This is a genomic window from Streptomyces sp. NPDC042364, from assembly GCF_056437585.1.
This window is the reverse complement of the sequence record NZ_JBWKAJ010000015.1, coordinates 151,837-177,757: the sequence shown is the minus strand read 5'-3', so window position 1 is coordinate 177,757 and position 25,921 is coordinate 151,837. Positions and strand designations below refer to the sequence as shown.

21 protein-coding genes and 2 tRNA genes are annotated in these 25,921 nt (G+C 70.9%); 16 read left to right on the top strand and 7 right to left on the bottom strand.

Annotation, left to right across the window (positions count from 1 at the left end):
- The first annotated feature begins 21 nt into the window (after nucleotides 1-21).
- On the top strand, nucleotides 22-846 hold the full coding sequence (locus AC067N_RS27300) for a GNAT family N-acetyltransferase (RefSeq protein ID WP_478681525.1): 825 nt from the start codon (nucleotides 22-24) through the stop codon (nucleotides 844-846).
- Between the two features lie 83 nt (nucleotides 847-929).
- Here AC067N_RS27300 and AC067N_RS27295 read toward each other — a convergent pair whose 3' ends face one another.
- Nucleotides 930-1,448, bottom strand: coding sequence for a DsbA family protein (locus tag AC067N_RS27295; protein ID WP_478681524.1), 519 nt, complete (start codon nucleotides 1,446-1,448; stop codon nucleotides 930-932).
- A gap of 302 nt (nucleotides 1,449-1,750) precedes the next feature.
- Between AC067N_RS27295 and AC067N_RS27290 the strand changes: the two genes are divergently transcribed.
- Together AC067N_RS27290 and AC067N_RS27285 are read left to right on the top strand one after the other, a co-directional pair.
- Nucleotides 1,751-2,206: a hypothetical protein gene (locus AC067N_RS27290; protein ID WP_478681523.1), complete on the top strand. Its 456-nt coding sequence runs from the start codon at nucleotides 1,751-1,753 to the stop codon at nucleotides 2,204-2,206.
- A 172-nt stretch (nucleotides 2,207-2,378) separates the two neighbouring features.
- The gene (locus AC067N_RS27285; RefSeq protein WP_468076801.1) at nucleotides 2,379-2,531 is read left to right on the top strand and encodes a hypothetical protein; all 153 of its coding nucleotides are present in this window, start codon (nucleotides 2,379-2,381) and stop codon (nucleotides 2,529-2,531) included.
- 77 nt (nucleotides 2,532-2,608) lie between these two features.
- Here the strand turns inward: AC067N_RS27285 and AC067N_RS27280 are convergent, their stop codons facing one another.
- Entirely contained in the window at nucleotides 2,609-3,169 is a 561-nt protein-coding gene (locus AC067N_RS27280; RefSeq protein WP_478681522.1) for a CGNR zinc finger domain-containing protein, read from the bottom strand.
- 316 nt (nucleotides 3,170-3,485) lie between these two features.
- Nucleotides 3,486-3,899, bottom strand: coding sequence for an SsgA family sporulation/cell division regulator (locus tag AC067N_RS27275; protein WP_004002642.1), 414 nt, complete (start codon nucleotides 3,897-3,899; stop codon nucleotides 3,486-3,488).
- A 191-nt stretch (nucleotides 3,900-4,090) separates the two neighbouring features.
- On the opposite strand from AC067N_RS27275, the gene AC067N_RS27270 reads away from it, so the two are divergent.
- From AC067N_RS27270 to AC067N_RS27240, 7 genes are all read left to right on the top strand, one after another.
- Complete coding sequence (locus AC067N_RS27270) at nucleotides 4,091-4,570, top strand: TIGR02611 family protein (protein ID WP_478681521.1); 480 nt, start codon at nucleotides 4,091-4,093, stop codon at nucleotides 4,568-4,570.
- Between the two features lie 79 nt (nucleotides 4,571-4,649).
- Nucleotides 4,650-4,721 (top strand) — tRNA-Val (locus AC067N_RS27265).
- Nucleotides 4,722-5,825: 1,104 nt separating this feature from the next.
- Entirely contained in the window at nucleotides 5,826-7,115 is a 1,290-nt protein-coding gene (locus AC067N_RS27260; RefSeq protein WP_478681520.1) for an ABC transporter substrate-binding protein, read from the top strand.
- Nucleotides 7,115-8,113: a carbohydrate ABC transporter permease gene (locus tag AC067N_RS27255; protein ID WP_478681519.1), complete on the top strand. Its 999-nt coding sequence runs from the start codon at nucleotides 7,115-7,117 to the stop codon at nucleotides 8,111-8,113. Before AC067N_RS27260 ends, AC067N_RS27255 begins: the two co-directional genes overlap by 1 nt.
- Nucleotides 8,113-9,006 (top strand): carbohydrate ABC transporter permease, encoded by an 894-nt coding sequence (locus AC067N_RS27250; RefSeq protein WP_478681518.1) that lies wholly within the window; start codon nucleotides 8,113-8,115, stop codon nucleotides 9,004-9,006. The genes AC067N_RS27255 and AC067N_RS27250 overlap by 1 nt, the downstream gene beginning before the upstream one ends.
- 12 nt (nucleotides 9,007-9,018) lie before the next feature.
- Nucleotides 9,019-9,621 carry a hypothetical protein gene (locus tag AC067N_RS27245; protein WP_478681517.1) on the top strand — a complete coding sequence of 201 codons (603 nt, stop codon included), beginning with the start codon at nucleotides 9,019-9,021 and terminating at the stop codon, nucleotides 9,619-9,621.
- A 107-nt stretch (nucleotides 9,622-9,728) separates the two neighbouring features.
- Nucleotides 9,729-12,476: an exo-rhamnogalacturonan lyase family protein gene (locus AC067N_RS27240; RefSeq protein WP_478681516.1), complete on the top strand. Its 2,748-nt coding sequence runs from the start codon at nucleotides 9,729-9,731 to the stop codon at nucleotides 12,474-12,476.
- A 124-nt stretch (nucleotides 12,477-12,600) separates the two neighbouring features.
- Here the strand turns inward: AC067N_RS27240 and AC067N_RS27235 are convergent, their stop codons facing one another.
- A complete protein-coding gene (locus tag AC067N_RS27235) occupies nucleotides 12,601-15,102 on the bottom strand; it encodes an SCO7613 C-terminal domain-containing membrane protein (protein ID WP_478681515.1) in 2,502 nt (833 codons plus the stop codon).
- Nucleotides 15,103-15,204: 102 nt separating this feature from the next.
- Here AC067N_RS27235 and AC067N_RS27230 point away from each other — a divergent pair, with 102 nt between their 5' ends.
- Both AC067N_RS27230 and AC067N_RS27225 read left to right on the top strand, forming a co-directional pair.
- Nucleotides 15,205-15,663, top strand: a complete 459-nt coding sequence (locus AC067N_RS27230; RefSeq protein ID WP_478681514.1) for an SRPBCC family protein — start codon at nucleotides 15,205-15,207, stop codon at nucleotides 15,661-15,663.
- Nucleotides 15,664-15,702: 39 nt separating this feature from the next.
- Nucleotides 15,703-15,774, top strand: a tRNA-Val gene (locus AC067N_RS27225).
- Between the two features lie 76 nt (nucleotides 15,775-15,850).
- Here AC067N_RS27225 and AC067N_RS27220 read toward each other — a convergent pair.
- On the bottom strand, nucleotides 15,851-16,576 hold the full coding sequence (locus tag AC067N_RS27220) for an exonuclease domain-containing protein (RefSeq protein WP_478681513.1): 726 nt from the start codon (nucleotides 16,574-16,576) through the stop codon (nucleotides 15,851-15,853).
- A gap of 168 nt (nucleotides 16,577-16,744) precedes the next feature.
- Here AC067N_RS27220 and AC067N_RS27215 point away from each other — a divergent pair, with 168 nt between their 5' ends.
- From AC067N_RS27215 to AC067N_RS27200, 4 genes are all read left to right on the top strand, one after another.
- Nucleotides 16,745-17,311 (top strand): DUF4365 domain-containing protein, encoded by a 567-nt coding sequence (locus AC067N_RS27215; RefSeq protein WP_478681512.1) that lies wholly within the window; start codon nucleotides 16,745-16,747, stop codon nucleotides 17,309-17,311.
- 23 nt (nucleotides 17,312-17,334) lie between these two features.
- Complete coding sequence (locus AC067N_RS27210) at nucleotides 17,335-18,534, top strand: hypothetical protein (RefSeq protein WP_478681546.1); 1,200 nt, start codon at nucleotides 17,335-17,337, stop codon at nucleotides 18,532-18,534.
- A 198-nt stretch (nucleotides 18,535-18,732) separates the two neighbouring features.
- Complete coding sequence (gene thrS / locus AC067N_RS27205; protein ID WP_478681511.1) at nucleotides 18,733-20,709, top strand: threonine--tRNA ligase; 1,977 nt, start codon at nucleotides 18,733-18,735, stop codon at nucleotides 20,707-20,709.
- Between the two features lie 102 nt (nucleotides 20,710-20,811).
- Entirely contained in the window at nucleotides 20,812-21,372 is a 561-nt protein-coding gene (locus tag AC067N_RS27200; RefSeq protein ID WP_478681510.1) for an HIT family protein, read from the top strand.
- Between the two features lie 250 nt (nucleotides 21,373-21,622).
- Here the strand turns inward: AC067N_RS27200 and AC067N_RS27195 are convergent, their stop codons facing one another.
- Both AC067N_RS27195 and AC067N_RS27190 read right to left on the bottom strand, forming a co-directional pair.
- On the bottom strand, nucleotides 21,623-23,293 hold the full coding sequence (locus AC067N_RS27195) for a hypothetical protein (protein WP_478681509.1): 1,671 nt from the start codon (nucleotides 23,291-23,293) through the stop codon (nucleotides 21,623-21,625).
- Between the two features lie 276 nt (nucleotides 23,294-23,569).
- Entirely contained in the window at nucleotides 23,570-25,768 is a 2,199-nt protein-coding gene (locus AC067N_RS27190; protein ID WP_478681508.1) for an elongation factor G-like protein EF-G2, read from the bottom strand.
- Between the last annotated feature and the right edge of the window lie 153 nt (nucleotides 25,769-25,921).

Genomic DNA, 25,921 nt, shown 5'->3' with positions numbered 1-25,921 from the left:
GAGGCGGGTAGAACACCCGTGATGACCACCACCCTGCGGCCCATCGAGCCGCTCCAGTACGCCGCCGACGGGTCCCGCTCGCGCCGCTTCCAGGTGTGCGTGAACAGCCGCCCCGTCGGCGGGATACACCTCGGCACCCGCCCGGGGCCCGGGTCCAGGGCCGCCCGGATCCTGGACCTGCGGATCGACGAGCCGGACCGTCGGCGCGGCCGGGCCACGGTGGCCGCGCTGGCCGCCGAGGAGGTGGCCCGCGGCTGGGGATGCCGACGGATCGAGGCATCCGTCCCGGCCGGCGCGGAGCCCGCCCGGCGGCTTGCCGAGGCGCTCGGCTACGTCCTGCGCAACCGCAACATGCGCAAGCCCCTCGTCGGCACCCCGCCCGACCTGCCGGAGGGCAGCCGGGGCCGGCCCATGACCGAGGCCGAGTTCGGCCCCTGGAAGGAGGCCGGGCTCGACGGCTACGCCCAGGACCTGGTCACTCGCGGCGTGCCCGAGGAGGAGGCCTACGCGCGGGCCGCAGAGGACTACGAGCGCTGTCTGCCGCACGGACCGGCCTCCCCGAACAACGTGTGCAGCGTGCTGGAGCACGAGGGCACGAGGGTCGGCACCCTGTGGCTGTGGCTGCCCGACGAGGCCGCCTGGGTGTACGACGTGGAGGTGGACGCCGCTCACCGGGGCAGGGGACACGGCCGGACCCTCATGCTGCTGGCGGAGGCCCAGGCGCTGGCGGCAGGGAAGACCGTCATCATGCTCAACGTGTTCGCGGGCAACGTGCGGGCCGAGTGCCTCTACGAGTCACTCGGTTACGAGACGACCGCCTACCACCTGTCCAAGCCGCTGCTCTGACGACTGCCGGGGCGCGTGGGTGATGGCACGGGATCGTCCGCCGCCGCGGGCGGCGGACGTGAGGGTGGGCGCGGCGCCGCTTGTCAGGCGTTCCCGGCCAGCAGCCGGTCGGCGATCTCCTCGATGCGCTCGCGGAGCCCTTCCTGGCTCTTTCCGCCGTCGAGGCGCTCGCCGCCGATGACGTACGTCGGGGTGCCGGTCACGCCGATCGCCTTGCCCTCGGCCTGGTCGGCGTCCACGATCAGGATGTGCCGGCCGTCGATCAGAGCGGTGTCGAACTCCTCGGCGTCCAGACCCAGTTCACGGGCCACCGCCAACAGGAACGGCTCCCCGGCGCGGTCCAGCTCCTCCACCCGGCCCAGCACCGCCTCGACGTACGGCCACGCCTGCCCCTGCTCCGCGGCCTCCTCGGCGGCCTGTGCGGCGGCGAAGGCGTGCTTGTGCTTCTCCAGCGGGAAGTGCCGCAGCCGGATGTCGAGCCGCTCGCCGTAGCGGGCCCGCAGCGTCCTGATGTCGTCGAGGGCCTCACGGCAGTCGGGACACTGGAGTTCGCACCAGACGTCCAGGACGACGGCGGGCGGTACGGGGGAGGAGTCGCTCATGGGGCCAGTCTTCCAGCCCGGGACCGCACCGGCCCAATCGGCCGGTTTCACACCGGCCCGGCCGCCCCGGCCCGGGATCGGCCGACTTCCCGGGCATGCCCGGCCACGCGCCTCGGGGCCGGGCGACTTCCCGGGCATGCTCCGCCACGCGCCTCGGGGCCGGATTCGGCGGTGGGCGACCCCGAGACGACCCGGAGATGTCCCTGAGGTCTCCCCGGACCATGGCATATCGGGCGTGGAGCGGTGCAGGATGGAAGGGACGGACCGACCCCGCCCGACCGCGCCGCGCCTTGGAGGACCGGATGATTGCCGAGACAGTTTGCGCCGCCGTCTCAGCGGCCGGTTTGGGCATCGCCGCGATCACGGCGTACCGGAAGCGGTTCCTCAGAGCGACGCGCATCGCCGCCTATGCGCTCGTGCCCATGGGGCTGGTGATGACCGGAGTCGTCGAATGGGCGGCGGACACCGCGTTCAGCCCGACCGCGTGGGCCGGCTTCGGAGTGCTGGGCGCCGCCTGGTTCCTCTTCATGGCCACGCGTGCCGTGGAGCGGCGCCGGGGGGACACCGGCAAGGAACGCAAGGCGGGCAAGGCGTCCCGCACCGAGGCGATAGCCCCGGCGTCCCCCGCGCCCTCACCGGGGGGCTCCGCGCGCCCGGCGAGCCGCCCGTCCACCGGGTCCCGGCCCACGAGCCCGGGCGCGTCCGCCGCGGACGACTTCAGCGACATCGAGGCGATCCTGAAGAAGCACGGCATCTGAGCGCCGGTCCTTCACCCACCGGACCCCACCAGACTGAAACGACACACTAGGTCGACCAGTGACGCCGAAGTGATCACGATCGCTCCGGACCTTGTGGATATTGGCGAACTCTCCGTCATTCGGGGTTGGTTGATCGCGCGAAGGGTCCTCGCTGCGTCATCATCGCGTCGAGATGCTGGATACAGAACAGAGCGACACCACCGCCCCACCCGAGGAGCGGCGAGGCTGTCTCTTCGCACTCTCCCAGCCACCGCTGATGATCTTCCTAGCGGTGATCGGCTGCCTGCTGCTCATGGCGTCACTGCACGACCTGCTGATGCTCTGAGCCGTAAACGGAGCCCCTGACGTCACCCGTCGAGGGCTCCGTCAGCCCCCGGCACCCACCACGAGGCGGCGTTCCCCTCAGCCCGCAGCCTCCTTGCGGCGCGCCCGGTAGGCGGCCACGTGCAGACGGTTTCCGCAGGTGCGGCTGTCGCAGTAGCGGCGCGAGCGGTTGCGGGAGAGGTCGACGAAGGCGCGCCGGCAGTCCGGGGCCTCGCAGCGACGCAGCCGTTCCTGTTCCCCCGCGACGACGAAGAAGGCCAGCGCCATGCCGCAGTCGGCCGCGAGATGGTCGGCGACCGACGCCCCCGGCGCGAAGTAGTGCACATGCCAGTCGTAGCCGTCGTGGTTCGTGAGCCGGGGCGTGGTGCCCGCAGCGGCGACGAGGTCGTTGATGACCGTGGCGGCCGATCCGGCGTCCGGCGCCGAGAAGACCTCGGCGAACCTGCCGCGCACCTTCCGCACGGCGGCGAGATCGAACTCCGACAGCGCGCCGACATCGCTGACCTCGTGGTTCCGTACGAAGTCGTCGAGCGACGCGACATCCGTGAGCCCGTCCGTCGCCGTGTCGTTCTCCGGTGCGGTGTTCACCAGATCCACCACGGTGTCGAGGGCACACCGGGTGTCGTGGGTGATCAACACGTTTCGCTCCCTGGCCTGCGAGGGTCGGGCAGCCGCCCGCCGATGCTGGCCGATGGTAACGGCTCTCCAGACGGGACGGACCGGCCCAGAGCCCGGGAAACCGTGGGGGACGTGGTCAGACAGGGTCCCGCCGGCCCGGCCGGGGTGCCCGATGCGGTCCGTCCGACTGCGCTCCGTCACGGACACATGCGGACGCCGCCGCGCGGAGCCCCGCTGCGACGGCGTCGATCGGCCGGCCTGAGCCGTATGCGGTTGTCTGGGCCCGAGCCGTCTCCCCGAGTGGACGGCGCCGGGCGGCTCTGTGTGGGTTCTCGGCCTAGCTCTCCGCCAGGATGTGCGAGAGCTCCTGATCGAGGTCGAAGTGCCGATGTTCCGTGCCGGGCGGCACGGCGGCGTCTGTGCGCTTCAGGAAGGACTCCAGAGCCCGCGCCGGGGCTTCGAGCAGTGCCTCGCCCTCGGGAGAGCTCAGGGCGATGCAGACGACGCCCTGACCATGACTGCGCGACGGCCAGACACGGACGTCGCCGGTGCCGGTGGGCCGGTGGAGGCCCTCGGCGAGGAGGTCGCGGGCGAACACCCATTCGACCGTTTCCTCGGCTCCGGTGTGGAAGGTGGCGTGCACGGCGTAGGGATCGGCCGTGTCATACCGCAGTCCCGCGGGAACAGGCAGTGAGGACTCGCTCGACACAACGAGGCGCAGGTGCAGCTCGCAGCTGACCGTGGTGTTCATAAGCGCCAAGGCCTTTCGCTCAGTGTGCGCTCGGGGATTCGCACGTCGGCGAAATCGACATGCCACCTACGGTGCCGTTGTAAACCCCTCTGGGAGTTTTGCGTCGCTTTTGGTAGCTCATCCGGCCGAGGTCGTCTTCACCCGGTTCGACCATTCCGGTGACGGGTTTCTCTCGGGTAGGGTTTGGCCGTATGGACACGGGGAGTAACGGAACGGGGGAGGTCGCGATGGCGGCCGACGGTGCGCGGGGCGAGACGAACGCAGCGAACAGTGAGGCCGATGTGGCGAAGAAGGAAGCGCCGCTCGGATCTCGTGCGCCGGAATTCGTCAAGGCGCGCCGGATGCTGCACCTGAGCTGGCAGGTGGCCGTCTTCATCATCGGGCTCGCGGTGGTCGTGGCGGGCGTGATCATGCTTCCCCTCCCGGGACCCGGCTGGGTCGTGATCTTCGGCGGCATGGCGATCTGGGCCACCGAATTCGTTTGGGCCCAACTGGTTCTTCGCTGGACCAAGCGGAAGGTCACCGAGGCCACCCAGCGTGCCCTCGACCCCAGGGTCCGGCGCCGCAACCTCATCCTGACGACGATCGGCCTGGTGATCGTGGCCGTCATCGTCGGGGTCTACCTCTGGAAGTTCGGCTTCGAGATGCCCTGGAAGATCAAGAACCAGTAGCTGCGGGACGGGCCGCCGGCCGACGTCCGCACCGCGTCCGAGGCACCCCCTGACATGGGGTAATGTTCTGCCTGCGCCCGGGCGATTAGCTCAGTGGGAGAGCGCTTCGTTCACACCGAAGAGGTCACTGGTTCGAACCCAGTATCGCCCACCGGCCGAGACGACCCGGTTCACGGATTCCGTGGACCGGGTCGTCCCGCGTGTGCGGGCGGCGTGGGCCGGCTCGATCCCTTCACCGGGATGGTCAGGGGGGCGTGGTGCCCGTGGCCCGGACATCTCCTCCCGAGCGCCGAGCACGGTCTCCCGGCGGTCGGGCGTCGAAGGCCGGGCATGGCCGCCCAGCGGGATCCGTCGGGGGTCCGGCGCCCTCGGTGACCTTCTCGTCGGCCTGTACGACGCCCCGGTGCATCCCACGGGGTCGGCCTCAGCCGTCGAGTGCCCTCTCCGGGGTCCACCCCGCGGGCGCCTCCCATCCCGCCGCGGGGCCGGTGCCTGCGTTTTCGAGGTCGGAGAAAACCGCTGTTCAAGGCGCTGGTGGGCGGCTTGGCGTCCAGGCGCCGCCCTGGTCGCCGGTACGCCCGTGAACACCCCCGTCACTCCCGCCCCGACCGCCACCCTGACCCGCTGGGAGCTCCGAACAAGAGTGGAGCCCGGCTCGCGACGCCTGGCATGCACGCTCGCCGCGTTGCCGAAGCCCCTGGTGGCCCCGCTACAAGGAGCTTCCGGCGCCTTGCGATCGCACGCACCAGACGCCGCGAGCCGATCGGACTCCACTCTTGTTCGGAGCTCTGAGAGCCAACCGGCGACGCCCTCGTTCGGCGGCCGGAAGCTCTCACTCCACCCAGCCCAAGCCCTCTTCCGCTCTCCGGCGACTGGCCGTTTCCGACCCCCCCACACATCCCGACCGCCCCCCGCCGCTGCTCGTCCGTCCGCTCACCCTCGGTCAGATCGTGAAGCCGGCAGCCGCGATCGGCTCGTCCCGGCGCGGCACCCCCTGACCCCTTTCGGGCTCACTCTGACTCCGGCCGACCGCTCGTCTCACGTGCGACCGGCCGATCACAACTCTCCCACCTGCGCGTTCACTTGACGATCGGTCACCAGGGCTGTCTGTGGGCCCGGCCCGGTGGGCCCTCCGCTTTCCATCAATTCCTGTCCGAATCATTGACGTCTCCTGAGGCTCTCCGTACCTTGTGCCAGCAAGCGCTTACTTGAAACGATTCATGAGGCGAACGCAACGTCGCGGGGAGGCTCAACCATGCACCAGGACAAGAATGTTGAGAGGCGGACTATCCTCAAGGCGGCCGGAGCCTCACTGGCCGTCGCGGGGCTCGGGGCGACGGCCACGGCCTGCGGCGGCGGCAGCGGGTCGGGGGACGGGACGGTGACGATCCGTTACGCCTGGTGGGGTGCCGAGGACCGGGCGGAGCGCATCAAGAAGACCATCGCGCTTTTCGAGAAGAAGTACCCGAAGATCAAGGTGAAGACCGACTTCCAGACCTATCCCGACTTCTGGAAGAAGTTCAACACCCAGGCCTCCGGTGGAAATCCGCCGGATGTCTTCCAGAATGCCATCGGCTTTCTGCGGAAATACGATGCGAAGAACGTGCTGCTCGATCTCAGCGCACAGGTCGAGGCGGGCAATCTCTCTCTGGACGGTTTCCGGGCGGGTCTGGAGAAGTTCGGCGAGGTCGACGGAAAGCTGCTCGGGATCCCGGTCGGTTCCAACTCGATGGCCCTGGTGATCGACAAGCCCGTCTACACCAAGTCGGGTGTGAAGCCCGAACAGGGCTGGACGTGGGACGACTTCGACGCGGCGATGAAGAAGATCCGCGACAAGGCGGGACGCGCCGGCGACAGCGGCATGTACGGCGTCATGTACCTCTACGACCTCTACCTCCGCCAGAACGGCAAGGCGTTCTTCACCGAGGACGGGCTCGGCTTCACGGAGGCGGACCTGAAGGAGTGGTGGACGAAGGCGGCGAAGGGCCTCGAGGAGGGCATCTACGCGGACCCCAAGAAGGTCGCCCAGACAAAGCCCAAGTCGGCCGTCGCCGCCGAACTCGCCGCCGGTGAGTTCACCTGGGACAACTTCACCGTCCGCTACACCTCCGAGGGCAAGAGCGAGTACGGGCTGGCCCCCATCCCGACCACCGACGGCAGGAAGACCGGCCAGTACCTGGGCTCCCTCATGCTCAGCGCGTCCAGGCGCACCCGGCACCCCAAGGAAGTCGCGCAGTTCATCAACTTCATGGTGCACGAGCCCGGGGTCGCCGAGATCATGGGTTACGACCGCGGTGTTCCCGCGACGCAGGCCCAGTACGACGCGTTCAAGCCGACCGACCCGGTGAACAAGGCCATCGCCGAGTACGAGGAGTCCCTCGTCGAGGCAGGCGTCCTGGAGCCCATCACCCCGCATCCGAACGGTGCTGACATCTGCGAGTCCGGCTTCATGCGCATCGCCGAGGAACTCGCCCTGGGCAAGCGGTCGGTCGACGACGCCGTCAAGCAGTTCTTCACCGAGTCGAAGACGGCTCTCGGCAGCTGATGGGAACCGCCGTGACCCACGCCCCTGCGATGGAGGACCTGACCGAGGACTCCGAGCCGCGGCACCGTCCGGACCGGTCTCCGCGCCCCGCCGCACTCAAGCGGCGGGGCCGCCGGGAGACCCTGGCCGGCTATCTCTTCATGTCCCCGTGGATCGCCGGGTTCCTGCTGCTGACAGCGGGCCCGATGGCCGCCTCGCTCTACTTCGCCTTCACCGACTACAACCTGTTCGACGCGCCCCGGTGGATCGGCCTCGACAACTTCTCCGAGATGTTCGCCGATCCGCGCTGGCAGAACTCGGTGAAGGTGACGCTCTGGTATGTCGCCGTCGGTACGCCGATCAAGCTGATCGCCGCCCTCGGCGTGGCGCTGCTGCTGGCCCAGAAGCGGCGCGGACAGGCCTTCTACCGGGCCGCCTTCTACGCGCCGTCACTGATCGGGGCGAGCGTCTCCATCGCGATCGTATGGAAGGCGATCTTCTCGGACGACGCCATCGTCGACCGTACGCAGAAGCTCTTCGGGATCGACGCCGGCGGCTGGGCCGGTGACCCGGACCTGATCATCTACAGCCTGGTGGCGCTCACCGTCTGGCAGTTCGGTGCCCCGATGGTGATCTTCCTCGCCGGTCTCAAGCAGGTTCCGCGCGAGCTGTACGAGGCCGCCGAGGTCGACGGGGCGGGTACGTTCCGGCGGTTCTGGAACATCACCCTGCCGATGATCTCCCCGGTCCTGTTCTTCAACGTCCTGCTGGAGACGATCCACTCCTTCCAGATCTTCAGCTCGGCGTACATCGTCGGCGGCGGCGCCGGAAGCAACGCCTGCGGTCCGGCCGACGGCTCGATGGTCTACACCTGTTATCTGTACGTCCAGGGCTTCGAGAACAGCCGGATGGGGCTGGCCTCCGCCATGGCCTGGGTGCTGCTGGTCGCGGTCGCCCTGGTGACGGCCGTGCTGTTCTGGTCCCAGAAGCGCTGGGTGCACTACGAGGAGGGTGCCTGATGAGCGCACAGGCCACCGAGGTCACCCCGGCCCCGTCCGCGAAGGGGGGCGCCCTCCGGCGCAGGCTGCCCGGCTCCCTCGCCTGGCACATCGGCTCCGTGTTGATCCTCGCGGTGATCCTCTATCCCGTGATCTGGGTCGTCGGGGGCTCGTTCAAGAACAGCGACGACATCGTCGGCAGCCTCGACCTGTTCCCGAGCGACCCGATCGTCTCCAACTACACCCGGCTCTCCGACGGCATCGCCGACATCCCGATCTCCACGTTCTTCGTCAACTCGCTCACCATCGCCGTGGGTTCGGTGATCGGCATCCTGGTGTCCTGCTCACTCACGGCGTACGCATTCGCGAAGATCAAGTTCGCGGGCCGGAACCTGCTGTTCACGCTGATGATCGGCACGCTCCTGTTGCCGTACCACGTGCTGCTGATCCCGCAGTACGTGCTGTTCCGCAACATGGACATGATCGACACCAACACTCCGCTGCTGCTGCCGAAGTACCTGGCCACGGAGGCGTTCTTCGTCTTTCTGATGGTGCAGTTCATGCGGAACCTGCCCAGGGAACTCGACGAGGCCGCCCGCCTCGACGGCTGCGGGCACTTCCGGATCTACTGGTCGATCGTGCTGCCGCTGTCCCGGCCCGCGCTCATCACCAGTGCGATCTTCACCTTCATCAACGCCTGGAACGACTTCATGGGCCCGCTGATCTATCTGAGCGATCCCGAGAAGTACACGGTCTCGCTCGGTCTGAAGATGTTCGTGGACCAGGATGCCGTGGCCAACTACGGCGGCATGATCGCGATGTCGCTGGTGGCCCTGCTGCCGGTGCTCGCCTTCTTCCTCGCCTTCCAGCGCTATCTGATCGACGGCATGGCCACGTCCGGGCTGAAGGGCTGAGGTGAACCGATCATGGCCCAGGTCCGGGCGAAAGCCGCCAAGCCCCGCGAGGAGTCCCCGCTCGCCGAACGGTTCGCGTTGTTCGCCGAGTGCCTGCTCACCGGGGTGTGGATCGCGGCGGCCGCGCTGCCGCTGGTGACGTATCCCGCGGCGTTCGCCGCCGGTTCCCGGCACCTGCGCCGCCGCACCGCCCACGTGGGCGGCGGTCTGCGCGAGTTCGTGGCCGACTTCCGGGCGGCCCTGTGCGGCGGGTGGCTCGTCGGGCTCGCCGGCTGGGCGGCGTGCGCGGCGGTGTGGGTCGACGTCCAGGCCGTACGCGCCGGCATCCCGGGCGGGCCGCTGGTCGGCGCCGTCGGCGTGCTCGCGCTGATCGGCGCCGCCGTCACGATGCTGCGCGCGGCGGCGGTCTGGGAGCCCGGTGCCGCCTGGCGGACCCTGCTCGGGGCTGCCGGTCGCCGGACGGTGCTCGACCCCGCCGGGTCCTTCCTCGTCGTCGGCGGACTGGCCGTGGTGGCCTGCTCCGCCTGGTTCGTCGCCCCGCTGGCGGTCCCGGTCCTCGGGGCCGTCGCGGCGGCGGCCCTCGCCGTGGAGGAGCGGTACCGGCGCCGCCGCTGACCGGACGCGGTTCCTCGCACAAGGTCGGCGCTCCGGGCGCCGCACGTTGCTCTGTCATGCCCCTGACCACCCCGCACGCAAGACCTCCCGTTCGGAAAGGAAAGGCCATGTCCCCCATCGACCGCAGGTCCCTGCTCAAGGCGGCCGCCGTCGCCGGAGCCGCCACGCAGTTCAGCTGGGCGCTAGGGAGTACGGCAGCCCAGGCGGCACCCCGAGCCGAGGCCGCGGAGGCGGACCCGGTCACCCTGGACTGGCTGGAGGAGGGCGGCCTCGGCGCCGCGCCCGGCTCCACCGTGGGTGTGCCCTGGCCGAAGGGCGCGTACGAGAAGGAACAGTCGTTCTCCCTGAAGGACGAGGACGGCAAGGAGGTCCCCGTCCAGTCCTGGCCGATCGGCTACTGGCCCGACGGCTCCCTGAAGTGGACCGCCCACGCGGTCGGCGCCGGCGCGGGCTCCGGCAAGCTCACCCTGACCGCGGGCACCCCCGCCGCCCCGGCGAAGAAGGTCACCGTCGACAAGCGCGGCGGCACCATCGACGTGTCGACCGGCGTCATCACCGCCAGGATCGGCAAGAGCGGCTCCACCCTCGTCAAGTCGGTGCTGCGCGGCTCCACCGAGGTCGCCCGCACCGGCCGACTCGTCCTGCTGCGCCAGCCCGAGATCGAGGACGGCGACCAGGGCACGGTCAAGTACGAGCGCTTCGAGAGCGTCATCGACGAGGCCGTGGTCGAGCAGGAGGGGCCCGTCCGCGCCGTGGTGCGCATCGACGGCAAGCACCGCAAGGGCAGCCGCAGCTGGCTTCCCTTCTCGATCCGGCTCTACTTCTACGCGGGCGCCGAATCGTTCCGCATGATCCACACCATCACCTTCGACGGCACCCAGGAACCCGGGAAGGCGAGCGGCGACTTCATCCGCGGTATCGGCGTCCGTTTCAAGGTCCCGATGCGCGACGCCGCGTACGACCGGCACATCCGCATCGGAGGCGAGGGCACCGGTCTGCTCCGCGAGGCCGTCAAGGGCGTCACCGGACTGCGCCGCGACCCCGGCTCGGCCGTACGCACCGCCCAGTTCGAGGGCAAGAAGCTGCCCGACCCGTCGACCTGGGACCAGCGGGTCACCACCCGCCTGCAGTACATCCCCGAATGGGGCGACTACACCCTCTCCCAGCTCTCCGCCGACGGCTTCTCGGTCCGCAAGCGGACGAAGAAGGGCCACGGCTGGATCCCCGCGGGCGGCGGCCGGCGGGCGAGCGGCTTCGGGTACGTCGGCGGGGCGAGCGGCGGATTCGCCGTCGGCCTCAGGGACTTCTGGGAGAAGTTCCCCGCGCAGCTCGACATCCGGGACGCCCACACCGACGAGGCAGAGGTCACCATGTGGCTCTGGTCTCCCGAGGCCCAGCCCATGGACCTGCGCTTCTACCACGACGGCATGGGCCAGGACACCTACCCCGAGCAGCTCGAAGGCCTCAACATCACCTACGAGGACTACGAGCCCGGCTTCGGCACCCCCTACGGCATCGCCCGCACCAGCGAACTCCTCTTCTGGGCCCACGAGTCGACGCCCGCCGCCGACGACCTGGCCAAGCAGGTCGAGGCCCTCCGCACGCCCCCGCAGCTGGCCGCGCCGCCCAAGCAGCTGATCAAGGCCGGTGTCTTCGGCAAGCTGTTCTCCCGGCCGGACCGCTCCACCGCCGCCAAGGCGAAGATCGAGGACCACCTCGACTTCCTCTTCACCTACTACAAGGACCAGGTGGAGATGCGCCGTTGGTACGGCTTCTGGGACTACGGCGACATCATGCACAGCTACGATCCGAGCCGCCACCAGTGGTGCTACGACGTCGGCGGCTACGCCTGGGACAACTCCGAGCTCTCGCCCGACCTGTGGCTCTGGTTCGCCTACATGCGCTCCGGCCGCGCCGACATCTTCCGCTTCGCCGAGGCCATGACCCGCCACACCGGCGAGGTCGACGTCTACCACCTCGGCAAGTGGGCCGGCCTCGGCACCCGCCACGGCGTCCAGCACTACGCGGACAGCGCCAAGCAGCAGCGCATCGCCAACACCACCTACCGCCGCTACTACTACTTCCTCACCGCCGACGAACGCGTCGGCGACCTCATGCACGCCAACGTCGACTCCGACGAGACGTTCCTCGTCCTCGACCCCATCCGCAAGATCCGCACCGAGCCGTACACACCCGACCGCAACGCCCTGTCGATCGGCTTCGGCACGGACTGGTCGGGCCTGGTATCCGCGTGGCTGACCGAATGGGAGCGGCGCGGGCCGAAGTGGGAGAAGGCCAGGGCGCGCGTCCTGTCGACCATGGAGACCATCGCCGCCCAGCCCAACGGCTTCGTCCAGGGCACCGGGCTGTACGACCTGGACACCGGGAAGTTCGCCGTCGCGGACCGGCCCGTCGTCGGGGTCTCCCACCTCTCGGCGATGTTCGGCCTGGTCGAGATGTGCGCGGAACTCATCGACCAGATCGACATGCCCGCGTTCAAGGAGGCGTGGCTGGACTACTGCCGCTACTTCAACGCGACCAAGGCCGAGCAGGCCGCCCGCTACGGCTCCAACTTCGGCAACCTGCTGCTCTTCCAGGGGCACTCGCGGCAGGACGCCTACGCCGCCGTGCAGTTGCAGGACGACAGGCTCGCGGCCCGTGCGTGGCGGCAGTTCTACAACAGCGCCGACACCTGGGACTACAAGGAGTCGACCGACTGGTCCACGAAGAAGGTGGAGGGCCCGACCGGTCTGGTCCCGGGCAGCGAGGCCGCGTGGGTGTCCACCAACGCGACGGCGCTGTACGGGCTGGCGGCCATTCAGAACCTGGCGCTGGTGGGCGACAAGATGCCGTGACGCTTCGCCGAGAGCCCCGGGGGGCGGGGGCGCCCCGGGGGTGGGGAACTGCGGGTCCGCAGCGGCGGACCCGCAGTTCCCCGCGCGCCTCAGGGGGCGCTGCCACCTGAGGAGCCTCGGGTCGTCAGGTCATCCTCCCGAAGACGTCCCGCACGCGTCGTGCGTCGCGCAGGCGCTGCTCGTACGTGGCACCCGACGCGAGCAGGACCAGGCCGGCCAGGGCGGGAGGCACCCAGCGGGGGAGGGCGTCCACCACCTGGGCGATGTACGGGGCCAGTTCGTGCAGGGTGACCAGGGTGAGGGCGGCTCCGCCCAGCAGGAGAGGCGCCTGGAGGCGGTGGCGGGCTCCGGCGAACGTGAGGGCCAGCGCCGCCGTGCCGAGCAGCAGCGGGCGCAACCAGTGCGCGTCGCCCCAGGCCGCCGCGAGGCTCGGCAGGAGCGTGGCCGCGAGGCCCGGACCGTACGCCGTCCAGGACGAGGCCGCCGGGTCACGACGGCGCCGGAGGAGGCCGACGGCCAGCGCCGGGATGGTCACCGGGAGCGTGTACGCCTCCGGGGCCTCGACCTCCCAGGCCGCCAGGCGCACCCAACCGGCCATCACCAGGAGCGCGGCCGCCGCGTGGCCGGCGTTCCGCCGGTCCGGGCGTACGGCCGTGCCCGCAGCGATGATCCCGCAGAGCGCGAGGGTCAGGGCCAGCATGGGTGCGTCGGTGACGGAGAGGACGACGGCCAGAAGGCCCGCCGCGGCGCCGGTGGCCTCGACCGGGACGGTCATGGGGGAGGCGCCGAGGCGCGCCGCGAGCAGGGCCGCGGCGGCCGGCACCGCGACGACCAGCAGGGCGGTGTGCCGCGGCTCCCAGCCGACGGACGCGCCGACGGCGCAGACCAGCGCGGTGCCGTGGACGAGCGCGGCGGGCGCGGTGAGCGGACCGAGGTCCGTGCGCCACGCGGCGAGGGCGAACAGGACGGTCGAGGCGGCGAGCACGGCCAGCGTCGCCGGCTCGGTGGCGAGCGCCGTCAGCGCCAGGTTCACCGAGGTGACGAGGGCCAGCAGGGCGGCCGTGAGGGGGAGCGGAGCCCGGAGGCCCGCGCCGTCCGTCGGCCGTACCCGCGCCGCCACCACCAGCGCGGCCACCGCAAGAGCGCCCTGGACCACCAGCCCGGCCGCGTAGGGGAGTTCCAGCACCGGCGGGAGCACCAGGGCCGCCGCCCAGCCGAGGACGAGCGCGCCGACCACGGCGGGGGTGCGCCATGACGTCGTACGCCAGGACAGGGCGAGCACCCCGGCGACCACGGCCAGGACGAGCGGGACCGTCGCGGTGACCGGCGGCCACGGCGCGCCCGCCGTCACCGCCGCACGAGCGTCGGCGGGCGCTCCGGACCAGATCCGCTCGATCCGGCCGACCGGGCCCAGCAGGGCGACGGCGACGGCCGGGAGGGCGGTGACCGTAGTGAGGGCCTGGACGGCGGCGGAGGCCAGGACGAGACCGCGCCGCACGGGCTCCGGCACGCGGGTACGTACGGCCGCCGGCAGGAGGACACCGCACAGCAGATAGCCGGGGACCGTCCACTCGTCCGGCAGCGCGGCCCGCAGGACGCCGCCGAGCGCCGCGACCGCGAGCAGGCCGCCGGTCAGGGCGGCGCCGACGGCCGGGCCCGACTTCGGGGACAGCCGGGCGGCGGCCAGGGCGGTCGCGGCGGCGAGGCCGAGGAGCGCCGCCGCACGGACGGCGGCGCTCGGGCCCGCGGCGTCCCACGAGAGCCACCCGGCTGCCAGAACACCCCAGGCACCCCAGCCGAGCGCGCCCACCAGGCCGACGATCCGGACCGGCGTCACACGTGCCCGGAGCGCGACCGCGCTGTCGGCCGCGGCGGTCACCAGCACCGCGGCCGTGACCGTCTCCACACCCGCGCCCAGCGCCAACACCCACAGCAAAAGGGGGAGTTGTGCGGCGACCAGGGCAAGCGGGAGCGGCAGGTCGAGCGCCCTGCGCGCAGGCTTCAGCCCCGTCTCCGCCGAGACGCGGCCCTGCGCGTCACGCGCGGGCGAACGCTCCTGCGAACCGTCGGCGACGGGCGGCGCAACCGGAGGGGCCGCCGCGCTCACACCCAGGCCGTACACCGCCCATGTCGCGGCCAGGACCGCCGACGCGGCCGCCGCGAATCCCGTGCCGTCCGTCCCCGTGAAGACGACCTCGTGCAGGGCGTAGGCGTCCAGCACGCTCAAGGCCAGGCCGAGGCCGGCCACCGCCTCCGCGGTCGAGCGCAGCCCCCGCCGCAGCAGCGCCACCGGCGTGGCGAGGGCGGCGAAGGTCACCCCGCCGAGGACCAGCGACCGGCCGGCGATCCCCATGTGTCCCCAGCTGACCAGGGTGAACGCGACCGCCGCGACGGTCAGCAGGACGCCGCCGAGGAGCAGCAGCACATTCTGGACACCGGGCGCCGTCGCCTCGGGACCCCTGGCCGACGCTCGCGCGGACGGGCGGGGCGGCACGGGAGCCTGGGCGTACAGCGCGTTGACCAGCCAGGCGCGGCGCGTCAGCAGGAAGGCGCGGCGGGCGTCGAGCTGCCGCAACTCGGTGTCGAGGAAGCGCAACTCCTCGGCCGGGGACGGAAAATGCGTCATGCTCGGAGTGTGGTCCGGGTCACGCCGCACGGCATGAGTGCGCATACTCAGCGCGGTACTCAGTTCCAGCCACTCCGGCCCCCGTACGGGCACAATCCGAGCATGGACTGGTACCACTACCGCTTCCACAGCCTCTGGGCCCTGCCCGCGCCGCCCACCACCGTGTACGACGTGCTTGAGCGGGCCGAGGACTATCCGCGCTGGTGGCCCCAGGTGCGCGAGGTGACGCGGCTCGACGGCACCGCCGGCACGCTCCGGATCCGCTCGGTCCTGCCCTACGACCTCGTCCTCACGGCACGCGAGACACGGAGCGACCCGGCCGCCGGGCTCCTGGAGACCGAGATGAGCGGGGACCTGGACGGCTGGGCCCGCTGGACGCTCACCGCCGACGGGGCGGGCACCCTCGCCCGCTACGACCAGGAGGTCGACGTCACCAAGCCCCTGATGCGATGGCTCGCCGTGCCGGGCCGGCCCCTGTTCCGCGCCAACCACGCGCTGATGATGCGGGCGGGACGCCGTGGTCTCGTCGCCTACCTCGAGACCCACGGACAAGCGGTTTGAACCAGAGCCGCCGGGACCTGTATTGTTCAGTGCGTTCCCGGGCGATTAGCTCAGTGGGAGAGCGCTTCGTTCACACCGAAGAGGTCACTGGTTCGAACCCAGTATCGCCCACCCGGAGGAGAACCGGTCCGACAGCGTCGGGCCGGTTCTTCGTTTCCCCGCTCACGCAGGCTCCGCGGTGCCCCGCTCACGCCGCCGCGGCCAGCCCCGGACGCAGGGGCCACGCCGGGTCCACCGCCTCCTTCGAGCCGCTGCGCGCGAACCACGCCTGCAGGCCACGCGCCTGCGCCGCGTGCCACACCGCCTGCAGGGTGTGCAGCTCGGCGGGGGAGAGGCGGTCCAGCCTGGTGGCGAAACGCCGCCCCACCGCCCGTACGACGTCCATCGCCGCCTGTGCGTCGGCCGCCGCGTCATGCGCGCCGTCCAGTACGACCTCGTAGTGCGCGCACAGATCGGTCAGGGTGCGCCGGCCCTTGCGGTAGCGGTCCAGGTGCTTGTCCAGCACCCTGGGGTCGAGCACACGCAACGGCGTCGTCTCGAACCACCGGTCGAGCGACGAGGCGCGGTGACGCCTCAACTCCCGGTCCAGCAGAGTCAGATCGAACGGCGCGTTCATCACCACCAGCGGGCGACCGCGCGTCGCCTGCTCGGCCAGCGTCCTGGCTATCTCCTCCATCACCGGTGACGGCCAGCGCCCCTCGCGCTGCAACCGTTCGTCCGTGAGGCCGTGCACCGCCGTCGCCCCGGCCGGCACCGGTACACCCGGATTCACCAGCCACCGGGTCACCCGGGGGCGGCTGCCGGGCGCGTCCTGGACGACGACGGCGGCCGACACGATCCGGTCGGTCTCGACGTCCACGCCCGTGGTCTCCGTGTCGAACGCCGCCAAGGGTCCCTCGTACCAACAGGTCATGCGCACTCAACTCCTCGTTCACCCAGAGCAGCTGACGCCCCGTCTTCTGCCCGTTTGGTGATACCCGGGCTGTTTGCGCCGTACGCCGGGAGGAGACAACAGAAGTACGGGTCTGCGCAGTTCAGGGGCTCGGCACGGGGAAGGACCTGTAGGGGAAGGCTGTTGGTCATGGCCATAGCGCAGCCCGAGCGGGGCGGGCTGCTGCCCGAGCACGCGGCGTCACACCGCGGCTCCCTCGCCACCACCGCCTGCATGGAGACACTGCAGGTGGGCTATCTGCACGCGGTGGCCGCCGCGGCCGGCTGCTCGCTGTCGCAGCCCTTTCCGGACAACGGCATCGACTGGCACGTCAGCCACGGCTCACCCGGCCACACGGTCGACGACGAGGTCACCATCAAGGTGCAGCTCAAAGCCACGTACCAGGTCGCCCCGAACCCTTCCGGCCGCACGTTCTCCTTCACGCTCGACAACGACCACCTGGCGAAGCTCGCCCGCACCCCCGTCACGGTGCACAAGATCCTGGTCGTGATGATCGTCCCGAGGTCGCGGGAACAGTGGCTGCGGGCCGGCCACGACCGCCTCGACCTGCGGCACTGCTGCTACTGGATCAACCTCGCCGGACACCCGATCACCGGCCGGCAGCGCACGACCGTGCGCATACCGACCTCGCGCATCTTCGACGACCGAGCGCTCTGCGAGATCATGACGCGGGTCGGAACGGGAGGCAGACCGTGACCCACGGGCCCATCGACCAGCCCATGCGCCCCGTACGGGCGCACCCCGCAGAACCCGTCCGGACCCAGCCGCCCGACCCCGCCCGGGTCGACCCCGCCGTACTCGGCGCCCTGCTGCTCAGGCACGGCTGGCAGCGCCGCGGCGGAGCGGCAGGGCGGTACGGGCGCTGGACCCCACCGGGTCCGGGCGGCAGCGGCATGAGCCTGCTCGTCCCCGAGAACCGGGCCTTCCCCGACAGCGACGACCTGCTCGGCGAGGCCCTGACGGCCCTCCACCGCAGCGGATCGCCGGCCGCGCGCGACGTCCTGCTCGGCCTCGCCGTGCCCAGCGACGAGATCCGCTGGTGGCGGGATGTGCCGACCGGGCCCGCGGGCACCGCCTCCTGGGTCGTCGAGGACCAACTCCGCTCGGCCGCACGCCAGATGCTCCTCGCGGCGGCGCTCGCCACCCGCGCACGTGCCGGCTACCACGGCGCCCGCCACCGCCTGCCCGCCGCCGCCCTGCTCGACGGGGTCCTCGTCGGCGCCGCGCCCGGGGGCCGCAGCCTCACCGCCTTCGTGCCCGTCGCCACCGGCCGTCCCCTCGCCGTACGCCTGCAACAGGCCCTGTACGCCGCCCGGGAAGCCATCGACTACCAGCGCGCCACCGGCGGCATGGACGCCTTCGACGGCGCTGTGGAGGCCGGGGTGAGCCATGAACTCACCGAGGCCCTCGTCGCCCTCGTCCGCGGCACCGAGGGCGCCCGGGTCGCCGTCGAGTGGGCTCCCGCCGCCGGGGTCCCCGAGGGCGGGGCGGCTCCGCCCGAACCCGTCGAGTTCTCGCCCGGCGACCTGCCCGTCCTGCGCGAGGCCGGGGCCCGCTATCTGCGTGCGGAACCCTCGATCCCGGTCCGCCTCACCGGGGCCGTGGTGCGGATGCGCCGATCGGCCGCGCGCGGCGAGGGGACCGTACGGCTGCGCGTCCTCGCCGGGGCCGAGGTCCCGCACGTCCGTATGACCCTCGACGAGGAGGCGTACCGGATCGCGGGGCACGCCCACCTCGTGGGACTGCCGGTGCGGGTCCACGGACGGCTGGAGAGCAGGGGCGGCTTCCGGCGGCTCACCGGAGCGGGTGGCGTCGCCCCCGTGGAGGTCGACGAGGCGGAACGGGACCGGTTGATGAAATCGCTCCAGGAGACGGCGGAGATCACGGCGTTCTTCGAGGAGGCGTGCGGAGGCGAGTGAGGGCCGGTGGCGGCGGGTGACGAGTGAGAGGCCCGCCACCGGCGGGCGGCGGGAATGCCCGCGACCGTCGGCGGCCCCAGAGGACGCCCGGGGACCGCCGAGGACATAACCGTTTCGCAGAGGGCACCCCCGGCTCGGTACGATTCCTGTCTGCGTACGCGGACGCGTGCGCGCTCATCCATCAGGCAGGAGAGTCCGGTGTCAGACGTCCGTGTGATCATCCAACGCGATTCCGAGCGGGAAGAGCGCGTGGTGACGACGGGCACTACGGCCGCCGACCTCTTCGCCGGCGAGCGCGCCATCGTCGCGGCCCGCGTGGCCGGCGAGCTCAAGGACCTCGCGTACGAGGTGAAGGACGGCGAGACCGTCGAGGGGGTCGACATCTCCTCCGAGGACGGCCTGGGCATCCTGCGCCACTCCACCGCGCACGTCATGGCCCAGGCCGTCCAGGAGCTGTTCCCTGAGGCCAAGCTGGGCATCGGGCCGCCGGTCAGGGACGGGTTCTACTACGACTTCGACGTCGAGAAGCCGTTCACGCCCGAGGATCTCAAGGCCATCGAGAAGAAGATGCAGGAGATCCAGAAGCGCGGTCAGCGCTTCTCCCGCCGCGTCGTGACCGACGAGGCCGCCCGCGAGGAACTCGCGGACGAGCCGTACAAGCTGGAGCTGATCGGCCTCAAGGGCTCGGCGTCCTCGGACGACGGCGCGGACGTCGAGGTCGGCGCCGGCGAGCTGACGATCTACGACAACCTGGACGCCAAGACCGGTGACCTGTGCTGGAAGGACCTCTGCCGTGGTCCGCACCTGCCGACCACCCGGAACATCCCGGCGTTCAAGCTGATGCGCAACGCCGCCGCGTACTGGCGCGGCAGCGAGAAGAACCCGATGCTCCAGCGCATCTACGGCACCGCCTGGCCCTCCAAGGAGGAGCTGAAGGCGCACCTCGACTTCCTCGCCGAGGCCGAGAAGCGCGACCACCGCAAGCTGGGCAACGAGCTGGACCTGTTCTCCATCCCGGACGAGATCGGCTCCGGCCTCGCCGTCTTCCACCCCAAGGGCGGCATCATCCGCCGGGTCATGGAGGACTACTCGCGGCGCCGCCACGAGGAGGAGGGCTACGAGTTCGTCTACACCCCGCACGCCACGAAGGGGAAGCTCTTCGAGGTCTCGGGCCACCTGGACTGGTACGCCGACGGCATGTACCCGCCCATGCAGCTCGACGAGGGCGTGGACTACTACCTCAAGCCCATGAACTGCCCGATGCACAACCTGATCTTCGACGCGCGCGGCCGCTCCTACCGCGAACTGCCGCTGCGTCTCTTCGAGTTCGGCACCGTGTACCGGTACGAGAAGTCCGGGGTCGTGCACGGACTGACCCGTGCCCGCGGCTTCACCCAGGACGACGCCCACATCTACTGCACCCGCGAGCAGATGGCGGAGGAGCTCGACAAGACGCTCACCTTCGTCCTGAACCTCCTGCGGGACTACGGCCTCACCGACTTCTACCTGGAGCTGTCCACCAAGGACCCGGAGAAGTTCGTCGGCTCCGACGAGGCGTGGGAGGAGGCCACCGAGACGCTGCGGCAGGTGGCCGAGAAGCAGGGCCTCCCGCTGGTGCCGGACCCGGGCGGCGCGGCCTTCTACGGTCCGAAGATCTCCGTCCAGGCACGTGACGCCATCGGCCGTACCTGGCAGATGTCGACGGTGCAGCTCGACTTCAACCTGCCCGAGCGCTTCGACCTGGAGTACACCGGCCCGGACGGCTCCAAGCAGCGCCCGGTCATGATCCACCGCGCGCTGTTCGGTTCCATCGAGCGCTTCTTCGCGGTGCTCCTCGAGCACTACGCGGGAGCGTTCCCGGCATGGCTGGCCCCCGTCCAGGCGGTCGGCATCCCGATCGGCGACGCGCACGTCGAGTACCTGCAGAGCTTCGCCGCCGAGGCGAAGAGGCAGGGGCTGCGCGTCGAGGTCGACTCCTCGTCCGACCGGATGCAGAAGAAGATCAGGAACGCGCAGAAGCAGAAGGTGCCGTTCATGATCATCGTGGGGGACGAGGACATGAACGCGGGCACGGTGTCCTTCCGCTACCGGGACGGCTCGCAGGAGAACGGCATTCCGCGCGAGGAGGCGCTCGCGAAGCTCGCCGACGTGGTGGAGCGCCGCGTCCAGGTGTGATCCGCCCCACCGCGTGAGCGTGTGAGAAGGAGGCCCCGGGGATCGGCTCCCCGGGGCCTCCGCTCGCGTACCCGGCGACACGCCGCGAACGGGCGAAGCCATATGCTGCACTGCATGACGAGTGAGCCGGAACAGCAGATCGGAGTGGGAACGCAGGACGCGTTCCAGCGCCTGTGGACGCCCCACCGGATGGCCTACATCCAGGGCGAGAACAAGCCGACCGGCCCGGGGGCCGACGACGGCTGCCCGTTCTGCTCCATCCCGGCCAAATCCGACGAGGACGGCCTGATCATCAGGCGCGGGGAGCACGTGTACGCGGTGCTCAACCTCTACCCGTACAACGGCGGCCATCTCATGGTCGTGCCGTACCGTCACGTCGCCGACTACACGGACCTCACCGTCCCGGAGACCGCCGAGCTTGCCGAGCTCACCAAGCAGTCCATGACCGCCCTGCGCACCGCCTCCGGCGCGCACGGCTTCAACATCGGCATGAACCAGGGCACGGTGGCCGGTGCGGGCATCGCGGCCCACCTCCACCAGCACGTCGTGCCCCGCTGGGGCGGCGACACGAACTTCATGCCGGTGGTCGGCCACACGAAGGTGCTGCCGCAGCTCCTGGCCGACACGAGGAAGATGCTGGCGGAGGCGTGGCCCAGCGTGTGAGTGGGGGCGCCTGTTCATCTGCCCGGTGAGGGCGCGTGCGCGTCTGCGGGCGGGTGGGGGTTGTTCGCGCAGTTCCCCGCGCCCCTGAAGGGAACGGGCCTGCGGCCCGCCCTTCCGGAAAGGCACGGGGCGCAGCCCCGGCCGCTTTTCAGGGGCGCGGGGAACTGCGCGAGAAACCACACACGACCCGCACCCGCCGACGAACCCGCACCCCCGAGCTATGAGGCGCCCGCCCAAGCCAGCGCAGCGCTCACGCGTCGTAGACGTCCGCCTTCCGAGGCGTGGGATCCTGCACCGCACCGCTGAGGAATCCGGCGCGCGAACCGAACTTCTCGGTGTCGACGCCGTTCTCCTGGAGCACCTTGATCGCGGCGTTGTGCACCACGCGCAGCACCGGCGTCGCGGCGCGCAGCGCGTCGTCGGCCATGAACCGGTGCCGCCACGGCTGGTCGGCCCACGCGTGCCGCAGGCCGAACGGCTCCGGCAGGCCGATGGAGCCGCCGAGCCAGTTGAGCAGCGGCGGGTACCAGGTCAGCGGGGCGCGCGCGGCGAGCCGTACGACCTCGTCGGCGTCGACGAGCGGGAGCTTGACCTTGCGGGTCTCCCAGAACCTGACGGACTTCTGGACTTCCTTCTCCTTGGCCGCCGGTCCGGTCGTGAACAGGCCGTGCACCGGCCCCAGGGCGTGCCCGGTCACCTCGATGCGGAGCGTGTGGTGCAGCACCGTGACCGTGACCAGCATGGTGATGATCAACTGCCCGTCCCAGAGAGTCCACTGGACACCCAGGTAGTGCCGGTTGCCGCTGCCGAAGTGCTGCTTGTTGCAGATCTCCTGTATGGCGTGGGTCTTGTACTGGTACGCCTCCACGTCGGTGCCGTCGGGCCGTGCCACGGCGCCGGCGCCCTCACCGATCGGGCTGACGATCCAGTGCTTGATGGACGGGGCCGTGAAACCACCGGTGTTGAGCGGAGTGCGCTCCAGCATGCGCAGCTGGTCGTGGATGGCGCGTATGACGTCCCAGCTGCGGAACGGGTGGATCTCCTTGCCGGCGTCGGCGGGCACCAGGTCCTCGGCGAGCTGCCAGCTGCCCCACCGGGTGCCCATGCCGAGGATGCCCTTGGGGCCGGCGTAGAAGACGAGGTTGGAGCGCTGCTCGGCGCTGAGCCGGGCCAGTTCCTTGCGCAGCTGCTCGGCCTTGGTCTCACCGGGGCTGCCGGGCACGGCCTCGGGGACCTTGGCGCCGATGCCGCCGCCGGACAGCAGACCGGACCAGCGGTCCCGCAGGTCCTGGGCGGTGCGCTCGCAGATCTGCTTGGCCCAGAACCAGCCGACCACGGGCAGTACGACGCACGCCCGCGCGTACCAGGCCCAGAAACCGTCGAACGGCATCCTGAGCAGGAAGATCACGGCCAGGGCGCCCACGGCGACCAGCAGGGTGGTACCGAGGGCACCGGCCCGCTTGTCCTCCCGCTTGGAGATCGTCGTGCGGATCTGGAAGACCAGCAGCCACAGCAGCAGGCCGGGCAGGAAGAGCAGCCCGCACAGGACCATCACGGCCGACAGCCAGTTGTCGCGTTCGCGGCGGATGTTGGTCGCCGCCAGGCAGTGCTCGACCACGACCTGGGGCTCCATGCCGAAGGACTGGATCAGTGGGCTGCGGCCCGCGCCGACCATCCTGTCCCGCACCGCGAGGGAGAACGCCTCCCCGAGGTTGGGCCGGAAGATGGTCGCCCACTTGCGGCCCGGTTTCACCGTGGACTTGTGCCACTCGTTGTTGGCCTTGAGGATCTCGTCGACCTCGTTGTCCCGGTAGGCCGCGGACGCGAGGGCGTACGTCGCCGCCGTCTGTCCCGCGGTGCCCGTCAGCGGCACCTGCGCCCCCGGAGTGAAATCGAATTCGTCCGCCACCGCCGCCCCCATCGCCGCACACTCGCTCCTGCGGCTCTTCCCGACTTCCGTGCTCCGCACACCTGTTGATCAGGTCATCACCCGATCCGGGCCTGATCGAGCCCCACTTGTCGATCAGGTGATCAGCGTATCCGCAGCGACCGGCATCCCGCGGCGCGAAGAACGGACATTCACGGAACCCACCGCCTTCCCCTCCCGCGTGCGCGGCCGCGGCAGTCGGCACCCGTCGGCGGACGGCCGCAGCCGCCCGCCGACGCGCGGGGAGTCCCTTCCGTCGATCCCGAACCGTCAGTTCGCGTCGGCCCGTTCGCGAAGCCTCTCCGCCACCTGCGGCGGCATCGGCTCGTGCCGGGCGTAGCGGCGGCCGAAACGCGCGGTGCCGTGGGAGAGCGAGCGCAGATCGACGGCGTACCGGTCGATCTCGATCTCGGGGACCTCGGCGCGCACCAGGGTGCGTCCGCCGCCCGCCTGCTCCGTGCCGACGACCCGGCCGCGCCGTCCGGACAGATCGCTCATGACCGGGCCCACGTACTCGTCGCCGACCAGGACCGACACCTCGGCCACCGGCTCCAGCAGATGGATCTTCGCGTCGGCGGCCGCCTCGCGCAGCGCCAGCGCGCCCGCCGTCTGGAACGCCGCGTCGGAGGAGTCCACCGAGTGTGCCTTGCCGTCCCGCAGCGTGACCCGTACGTCGATGAGCGGGTAGCCGGCCGCGACCCCCTTGGCTGCCTGCGCCCTCACGCCCTTCTCGACCGACGGGATGAACTGCCGGGGCACGGCCCCGCCGACGACCTTGTCCACGAACTCGATGCCCGAACCGCCGGGCAGCGGCTCCACGTCGATCTCGCAGATCGCGTACTGCCCGTGCCCGCCGGACTGCTTCACATGGCGGCCGCGCCCGGCCGACCTGCCCGCGAACGTCTCCCGCAGGGAGACCTTGTGCGGTACGACGTCCACCTGGACGCCGTAGCGGTTGCGTAGCCGCTCCAGCGCCACGTCGGCGTGCGCCTCGCCCAGGCACCAGAGCACCACCTGGTGGGTGTCCTGGTTCTGTTCGAGCCGCATCGTCGGGTCCTCGGCGACCAGCCGGGCCAGGCCCTGGGAGAGCTTGTCCTCGTCGGCCTTGCTGTGCGCCTGGATGGCGAGCGGCAGCAGCGGGTCGGGCATCTCCCACGGCTCCATGAGCAGCGGGTCGTCCTTCGACGACAGGGTGTCGCCGGTCTCCGCGCGGCTCAGCTTCGCCACACACGCCAGATCTCCCGCTATGCAGTGCGTGAGCGCCCGCTGCTGTTTGCCGAACGGTGCGGACAGGGCGCCGATCCGCTCGTCGACGTCGTGGTCCTCGTGTCCTCGGTCGGCGAGCCCGTGCCCGGAGACGTGCACCGTCTCGTCGGGGTGCAGCGTCCCGGAGAAGACCCGCACCAGCGAGATACGGCCCACATAGGGGTCGCTGGCGGTCTTCACGACCTCGGCGACCAGGGGTCCGTCCGGATCGCAGACCGCCTCGATCTCACGGGGCCTGCCGTCCGGCGTCGTGACCGACGGGGCCTCGCGCTCCAGCGGGGTCGGGAACCCGCCGGTGATCAGTTCCAGCAGTTCGACGGTGCCGATGCCCTGGCGGGCGCCCTCGGCGGCGGGCGCGGCGGCCAGCACGGGGTGGAAGACACCCCGGGCGACGGCCCGCTCCAGATCGTCGATGAGCGTCTTGACGTCGATGTCCTCGCCGCCGAGGTAGCGGTCCATGAGGGTCTCGTCCTCGCTCTCCGAGATGATCCCCTCGATGAGCCGGTTGCGTGCCTCCTCGATCCCCGGCAGCTGCTCGGGGCCCGGCTCGGACTCCTTGCGCTCCCCGGACGCGTAGTCGAACAGCTTCTGCGACAGCAGGCCGATCAGACCGGTCACGGGCGCGTGTCCGTCAGGGCCCTGCGGACCGTGCAGCGGCAGGTAGAGCGGCAGCACGGCATCGGGGTCCTCCCCGCCGAACGTCTCCGCGCAGATCCGCGTCATCTCCTCGAAGTCCGCCCGCGCGGCCTCCAGATGCGTGATCACGATCGCCCGCGGCATGCCGACCGCCGCGCACTCCTCCCACACCATGCGGGTCGAGCCGTCGACGCCGTCGGAGGCCGAGACGACGAAGAGGGCCGCGTCCGCCGCTCGCAGACCGGCCCTGAGTTCCCCGACGAAGTCGGCGTATCCGGGGGTGTCCAGAAGATTGACCTTGTACCCGCCCCATTCCACGGGTACCAGGGAGAGCTGCACCGAGCGTTGCTGCCGGTGCTCGATCTCGTCGTAGTCGGAGACGGTGCCGCCGTCCTCCACGCGGCCCGCCCGGTTGACGGCTCCCGCGGTCAGCGCGAGAGCCTCCACCAGAGTCGTCTTGCCCGAACCGGAGTGGCCGACCAGCACCACATTCCGTACGGACGCGGGGTGGTCGGCCGCCGTAGCCCTGCCGGCGGCCCCGGGGTGTGCGTTCGCCTTGTCGCCCATGATCCTGCCTCCCGTGCACGGTGAGGTCACTGTGGGCGCGGACACGCGAGGGCCGCGTGCGGTGGCGGCTCCGGCGACGCCCGCGGTCCTTCGAGCTTTCCACTCCCTTCACGGCGCGTCCATACGACGGACGTGATCGCTCCTCCCGCGCAG